Genomic DNA, 6,808 nt, shown 5'->3' on the forward strand with positions numbered 1-6,808 from the left:
CGCTCAGCGGACCATGCTGCCGACAACCGGCTTCGTCAACAGGGCCGACTGGTTGCGCTGGATGCCCGGGTCCAACGTCTTGGCGATGAAGATCGCATGCCAGATGCAGAAGATCAGCACTGTCCAGACCTTCCGGGAGTGGTCGGCCTCCTCCCGCTTGTGCTCATCGAGCAGCCGCAGCACGTACGGCAGATCGATCAGGTCACCGGCGCCCGAGGTGGCCAGCATGTGCCGGGCCCACTCGTACATCTCGCCCCGCAGCCACACCCGGGTCGGGGTCGGGAAGCCCAGCTTCCGGCGATTGACGATCGCCGGCGGGACCACGCCCTGCAACGCCTGGCGCATCGCATACTTGGTGGCGTCGGAGCGTGGGGGCAGCCGGAGTTCGACCGGGATCTTCGACGCCACATCGAAGACCGCCCGGTCCAGGAACGGCACCCGCACCTCCAGCGAGTGCGCCATCGAGATCCGGTCCGCCTTGACCAGGATGTCGCCACGCAGCCAGGTGTAGAGGTCCACGTACTGCATCTTGGTGACGTCGTCGAGTTCGGTGCACTCGGCGTAGATCGGGGCGGTGATGTCGGTGTAGCGCACCGAGGGGTCGTAGCGGCGCAGCAGGTGCTGCTTCTCCTCCTCGGTGAACATCCGGGCGTTGCCGTAGTAACGTTCCTCGATCGGGGTGGTGCCACGTTCCAGGAAACTCTTGCCCTTGACCCCCTGCGGGATCGCCTTCGACACCGCCCGCAGCCCCTTCTGCACGCCGTCGGGCAGGCCGTTGACCGAGCTCAGCGAGAGCGGTTCCCGGTAGATGGTGTAGCCACCGAAGAACTCGTCGGCACCCTCACCGGAGAGCACCACCGTGACGTGTTCGGCGGCCTTACGCGCCACGAAGTAGAGCGGCACCAGCGCCGGGTCGGCGACCGGGTCGTCCAGGTGCCAGACAATCTTCGGCAACGCCGACATCATGTCCTGCGGCCCGATCTTGGTGGGAATGGTGGTGACATCGAGATGGCGGGCCGACTCCTGGGCCACATCGATCTCCGAGTAGCCAGGCACGTCGTAGCCGACCGTGAAGGTCAGAATATTCGGGTTGAACTCCCGGGCCAGCGCCACCACCGCGGTGGAGTCGATCCCACTGGACAGGAACGAACCGACCGGGACATCCGACCGCATGTGAATCCGGACGCTGTCCCGCAGCGCTTCCCGGATCTCGTGGTAGAGCTTCTGCTCGTCCGGCACCGGAGCAGGCCGGAACATCGGCCGATACCACCGACGGACATCGATTCGACCACCCGGTGACCAGGTCAGGTACTCCCCCGAGCCGATCCGTCGGACCCCCTGGTGCAGGGTGCCGGGCTCCGGCACGTACTGCAACGTCAGATAGTGGCTGAGGCTGGCCGTGTCGATGCCGGCGTCACCCTGGTAGTTGGCCGGCGTGAACGGCAGCAGGGCCTTCTTCTCCGAGGCGAGGTAGAGGCCGTCGGCCGTCTCCAGATAGTGCAGCGGTTTGATCCCGAAGTAGTCACGCGCACCGAAGGCACGCCGCTCCTGCCGGTCCCAGATCACGAAGGCGAACATCCCCCGCAGCCGGGTGAGCACCTGCTCACCCCAGTAGTGGTAGCCGGCGACGATCACCTCCCCGTCACCGGAGGTGGCGAACTGCGCCCCGTAGTCGCGGGCCAGCTCCTCCCGCAGCTCGATGTAGTTGTAGATCTCGCCGTTGAAGGTCAGCAGATAGCGACCGTTCGCGTAGGGCAGCGGCTCGTGACTGGACGCCACATCGATGATCGCCAGCCGCTTGTGGGCGAAGACACCATCCGCGTACTGGCCGGACGCGTCGCCGACAACCTCCACCCCGGTCTCGTCCGGGCCACGATGGTGCAGGCATTCCAACGCGTTGGCGATGTGGTCGCGGTGAGCCGCGGCGTCTCCGCGCGCGCTGAAAAAGGCCAGGAGTCCGCACATAGTTGTCATCTTTTCACGCCCCGGTGGCGGCCGTAGCGGCCGTCCGCGCAACCAGCTCCAGCCGCCGGCCCGGCCCCGTCGGATACCGTCGAGACCAGCGACAACGCGAAGGGGGCGGCGATGACCGAGGAACGCATCCACCGCGATCCAGGGGGTACGGAGTCGCATGATCCGAACTTCCCGGCGGCGCTCCTGACGTTCATGCGACAGGGCTGGCGAGACAGTCCGCTGCCGGCTGTCCCGCACCCGGCGGCGCCCAACCACGCCAAGCGCCGGGAGGCCCTCTCCGCGGCCTTCCCGGGCGAGACCCTGGTGATCCCCACCGGAGGCGAGCAGGTACGCGCCAACGATACCGCCCACCGTTTCCGTCCCGGCAGCGACTTCGCGTACCTGACCGGCGACCACGAGCCGGACAGCGTGCTCGTACTCCGTCCGACCGGCTCCGGACATGAGCCCCTTCTCTACCTGCGGCCCCACACGTCCCGGCAGACCGACGAGTTCTTCCGGAGCCGGCACGGCGAGCTGTGGCTTGGCCGGCGGCCCACCCTCGCGGAGAAGTCGAGTGAGTTGGGCATGCCCACCGCCGACCTCGCTGACCTGGACGCCGCCCTGGCCGACCTCGCCCCGGCCCGAACCCGAGTGCTGCGCGGCTTCGACGCCCGGGTCGACGCGGCCCTGCGCCCGTACGACGGCCGGCGGCAGCCGTGGCAGCCGCCCCGCGACCAGGAACTGGCCAGCGCGATCTCCGAGCTACGGCTGGTCAAGGACGAGTGGGAGATCGCCCAACTCCAGGACGCGGTGGATGCCACGGTTCGCGGCTTCGAGGATGTGGCCCGGGCCCTCCCGCCCGACCGCGGGGTTTCCGAGCGGCTACTTGAGGGCATCTTCGCGCTGCGGGCGCGACATGACGGGAACGACATCGGCTACGGCTCGATTGTCGGCGCCGGCGAGCACGCCACGATCCTGCACTGGGTGCACAACCACGGCACCACCCGCCCGGGTGACCTGCTGCTGATGGACATGGGCGTGGAGAACGACCACCTCTACACCGCCGACGTGACCCGGGTACTCCCGGTGAGTGGCCGGTTCACCGCGCTACAGCGTCGGATCTACGACATCGTGTACGCCGCGCAGCAGGCCGGCATCGAGTTCATCCGGCCGGGCGTGGCGTTCAAGGACGTACACCTGACCTGCATGCGGGTTCTCGCCGAAGGCCTGGCTGAGCTGGGCCTACTACCGGTCAGCGTGGACGAGGCGATGGACGAGAGGTCAGCGGTATACCGACGGTGGACCCTGCACGGCTTCGGGCACATGCTCGGCATCGATGTACACGACTGCGCGAACTCGCGCAGTGCGGCGTACCGCGACGGCGCCCTGGGCGAGGGCTATGTACTCACCGTGGAGCCGGGCCTGTACTTCCAGCCCGAGGACGAGTTGGTGCCGGAGGAGTTGCGCGGCATCGGCATCCGGATCGAGGACGATGTCCTGGTCACGGCGAACGGCACGGTGAACCTCTCCGCCGGGCTCCCCCGGACCGCTGGCGACGTGGAGACCTGGCTGGCTGAACAGCGGGAGGCGGGCCCGCGCCTGCCGGGCTAAACCTCGACGACCACCCTTCGGCCCCGCCGCTGGGCCGGTGACCGTGCGGTCACCGGCCCAGCGGCGGGGCCTTTCGTCTGGGTAGCCCCTTTTCGGGCCGGCCCGTGCCAGCTGCACTAGCCGCCCTAAGATGAGCCGAATGCGGGGATTTTTCGGATACATCCCCTCCATGAAACATCTTCTCATACGGTGGTCATCGGAGGCTGCAACCGTTTTGTAGCAGTTCGCGCCACCTTCGTTCGGTGCGGACCGTCTGGTAGTCGAAAGGGCGGAATGCTCTGATGTCCATTGACGTAACAACTCCTTACGGCGGGAACAACGCCGACCCACCGAACCGGGGACGGCGGACACTGTGGGTCGCCGCCGGTGTCGTTGGCCTGACCGGCGTCGTCGGGTTGGCGGCCCTCGGTGGGGTCGCTGCCCGAGACAACGAGACGGCCGAAAGCTCCGGCCGGGCGGAGACGCAGGCCAACATCCAACAGAAGGTCAGCGATGCCGACCCCGCTGAGACCATTCCCGCCGAGGGCGGCACGGTCGGCGACAGCCAGGGCCAGTGGGGCGGTGGCGACAGCCAGGGCCAGGGCCAGTGGGGCGGTGGCGACAGCCAGGGCCAGGGCCAGTGGGGCGGTGGCGACAGCAGCGGCCGAGAGGAGCACCGGAAGACTGCGGACCACGCGAAAGCTGTCCCGTGCAACAGCGACAAGCTGATCCAAGCAATCGTCCACGCCAACCAGAACCGTGGCGGCGTGCTGACGCTCGCCAAGGGCTGCACCTACGAGCTGACCCGGGGCGAGCACGGTAACGGACTTCCAGTGATCAAGGAACCGATCGTTCTCAACGGGTACGACACCACGATCGCTCGGGCCGCCAACGCCGCGCACTTCCGGATCTTCAACGTCGGGCGCGATGGCCACCTGACCCTCAAGGGAATTACCGTCAAGGGCGGACAGACCACGCCCCGCTGGGCCTACTCAACGCCCGAAACGCCGTCGCCACTCGACCTCTCGATGACGGGGGAAGCTACTCAGGCAACTGAGCAGACAGTAGCTGGATCAACAACCACCAGCACGGCGATGATCAGCCGCCATGGCGACGGCGACGGCGCCGGAATCCTGGTCCAGCGTGGCGGCAAGGCCGACATCGAGAAGAGCGCGATCGTGCTGAACCACGGCCGCAACGGCGGTGGCGTCGCCAACTACGGCACGACCACCATCCGGGACTCCGCAGTCGAACACAACAGCGCCACCGAGTTCGGCGGCGGCGTCTTCAGCACCGGCATCCTACGGATCGAACGGTCGAAGATCGAACAGAACAACGCTCACCTGGGCGGCGGCGGCTTCGCCAACGGCTCGTTCAAGCCCGGCGCCAAGGGAGGCACCGTCTGGGTATGGAGTAGCACGATCAGCCGCAACCAGACCCCGGGCCTGGCCGGCGGCATCCTCGACCGCTCCGGCAACACGAGCGTTACCCGTAGCGAGGTCACGGACAACACCGCTGGGCGGGACGCCGGCGGCATGCTCGGTATCGACAAGTCCAGGTTGTACCTGGAACAGGTGAAGATCGAGCGGAATGTCGCCACGGACGTTGCGGGTGGCCTCGCGGTAGCCAACAACTCCACCGCGATCCTGGAGGAGAGCGTACTCAAGGAGAACGTGGCCGAAGGTGTGGGCGGCGCTGGCCTGTTCAACGTGAAGGCCTTCGTGACCCTGCGGAAGAGCGAAGTCGTCGGCAACCGGGCGGTCGGCCCCTTCGCGGTGGGCGGTGGCATCGTCAACGCCTACGGACAGGTCTCCCTGATCCAGAGCACGGTGATCGAGAACTTCGCCACCACACCGCCGGGCGGCATCTTCACGACGAACAACGGCGTCAAGATCGACGAGAAGTCGGCGGTCAAGAAGAACCGGCCGACGAACTGCACGGGCAGCCCGGTCGTTCCGAAACGCTGCTTCGGATGAGGCACCCCTGAGTGCACCACCACATAGATCGGACTCCTCCGGCCGGGTGCGGCCGGAGGAGTCCCGTATCTACCCGAAGCTGACGCGATGAGCTGTTTAAGAGGTATGTCCAATTGCATACCATAACTCACATTTTAGAACACATTGATATATCTGCGCCTTATGAGGACTAACGCCCCAATCCATCCCGCAGCAAACCAAATGTGGGCTTCTTTCATAAAAGCCCCCGAGGTGAGAATGATTCCCATACGGTGTTTCTGGGAGCTACAACCGATTTGTAGTAGGGACACTCGCTCTCAAGCGAGGCGCCCCTGTCTGGTATGAGGAGAGGGTAGAGAGCTCCAATGTCCAACTACCAAGATCCAAACAACGCCACCGGCCCGGAGGCTGCGTCGAAGCGACGACGCAAACTCTGGTTCGCCAGCGGCGTCGCCGGCCTCACCGGCGTGGTCAGCATCGCCGCGGTCGGTTTCACCGGGGCCGGAGCCGGCGCCCGGGACCTGGCCTGGAACACCGCTCAGATCACCACGAACGAGCAGGCAGCCGACGACCGAGGCGCGGGCGGCGAGGGCGACTGGGAAGCCAACCACAGGGGAAACTGGGGCGACAGCCAAAACAAGGAGTACCCGGGGAAGAAGCACGGAAAGGAGGTGCCCTGCAACACCGACAAGCTGATCCAGGCGATCATCCACGCCAACAGCAACCAGGGCGGCGTACTCAAGCTGGCGAAGGACTGCACCTACACGCTGACCCGTTCCGACGGCTACGGCAACGGCCTGCCGATCATCAAGGAACCGATCACGCTTATCGGGCAGAACACCAAGATCGTCCGGGATAGCCAGGCTGACTTCTTCCGAATCCTCAATGTCGGCCGGGGTGGACACCTAAAGGCACAGGGCCTGACCATTAAGGGGGGTAAGACCCTTGCGGACGAACGGGGTAAGAACCACCCCGAGGCGGTGTGGTCACGCTTTTCGAACTCGGTCGCGGCGGGAGAGGCTGCAAAGGCGGGCCAGCCGTACCTACCGCTGTTCCAGGGCGAGCCGCGGACTGCGGGAGCCGGCACAACGACCCCGGCCACCACGGCCAACCCCACGGCGAACACGGAGACCCCCGTCGACACGGCAGGGCCAGCACAGTGGTCAGGCGACGCGGTGACCGGAGACGCCAGCGTTAACGGGGACGCCACGATGGACGACGCCACGAATGTGGACGCCGCCGTCACGGACGAGGCCACCACCACCGACACCACCGTCGCGGACGAGGCCACCACCACCGACACCGCTGTC

At 66.5% G+C, this 6,808-nt stretch carries 3 protein-coding genes and 1 pseudogene; 3 read left to right on the forward strand and 1 reads right to left on the reverse strand.

What is annotated here, in order from left to right; all coding sequences use genetic code 11:
- Positions 1-3: 3 nt before the first annotated feature.
- The gene (asnB, locus tag B118_RS0127260) at positions 4-1,965 is read right to left on the reverse strand and encodes an asparagine synthase (glutamine-hydrolyzing) (RefSeq protein ID WP_018223406.1); all 1,962 of its coding nucleotides are present in this window, start codon (positions 1,963-1,965) and stop codon (positions 4-6) included.
- Between the two features lie 120 nt (positions 1,966-2,085).
- Between asnB and B118_RS0127265 the strand changes: the two genes are divergently transcribed.
- The 3 genes and pseudogenes from B118_RS0127265 to B118_RS29460 form a co-directional block, all read left to right on the forward strand.
- On the forward strand, positions 2,086-3,564 hold the full coding sequence (locus B118_RS0127265) for an aminopeptidase P family protein (RefSeq protein ID WP_018811191.1): 1,479 nt from the start codon (positions 2,086-2,088) through the stop codon (positions 3,562-3,564).
- 281 nt (positions 3,565-3,845) lie between these two features.
- Positions 3,846-5,519 (forward strand): right-handed parallel beta-helix repeat-containing protein, encoded by a 1,674-nt coding sequence (locus B118_RS0127270; RefSeq protein ID WP_028193805.1) that lies wholly within the window; start codon positions 3,846-3,848, stop codon positions 5,517-5,519.
- Between the two features lie 344 nt (positions 5,520-5,863).
- Positions 5,864-6,808 (forward strand): annotated as a pseudogene (locus tag B118_RS29460) (hypothetical protein); the annotation flags it as partial.

The organism is Salinispora pacifica CNR114 (genome assembly GCF_000514775.1).
Lineage (GTDB): Bacteria > Actinomycetota > Actinomycetes > Mycobacteriales > Micromonosporaceae > Micromonospora > Micromonospora pacifica.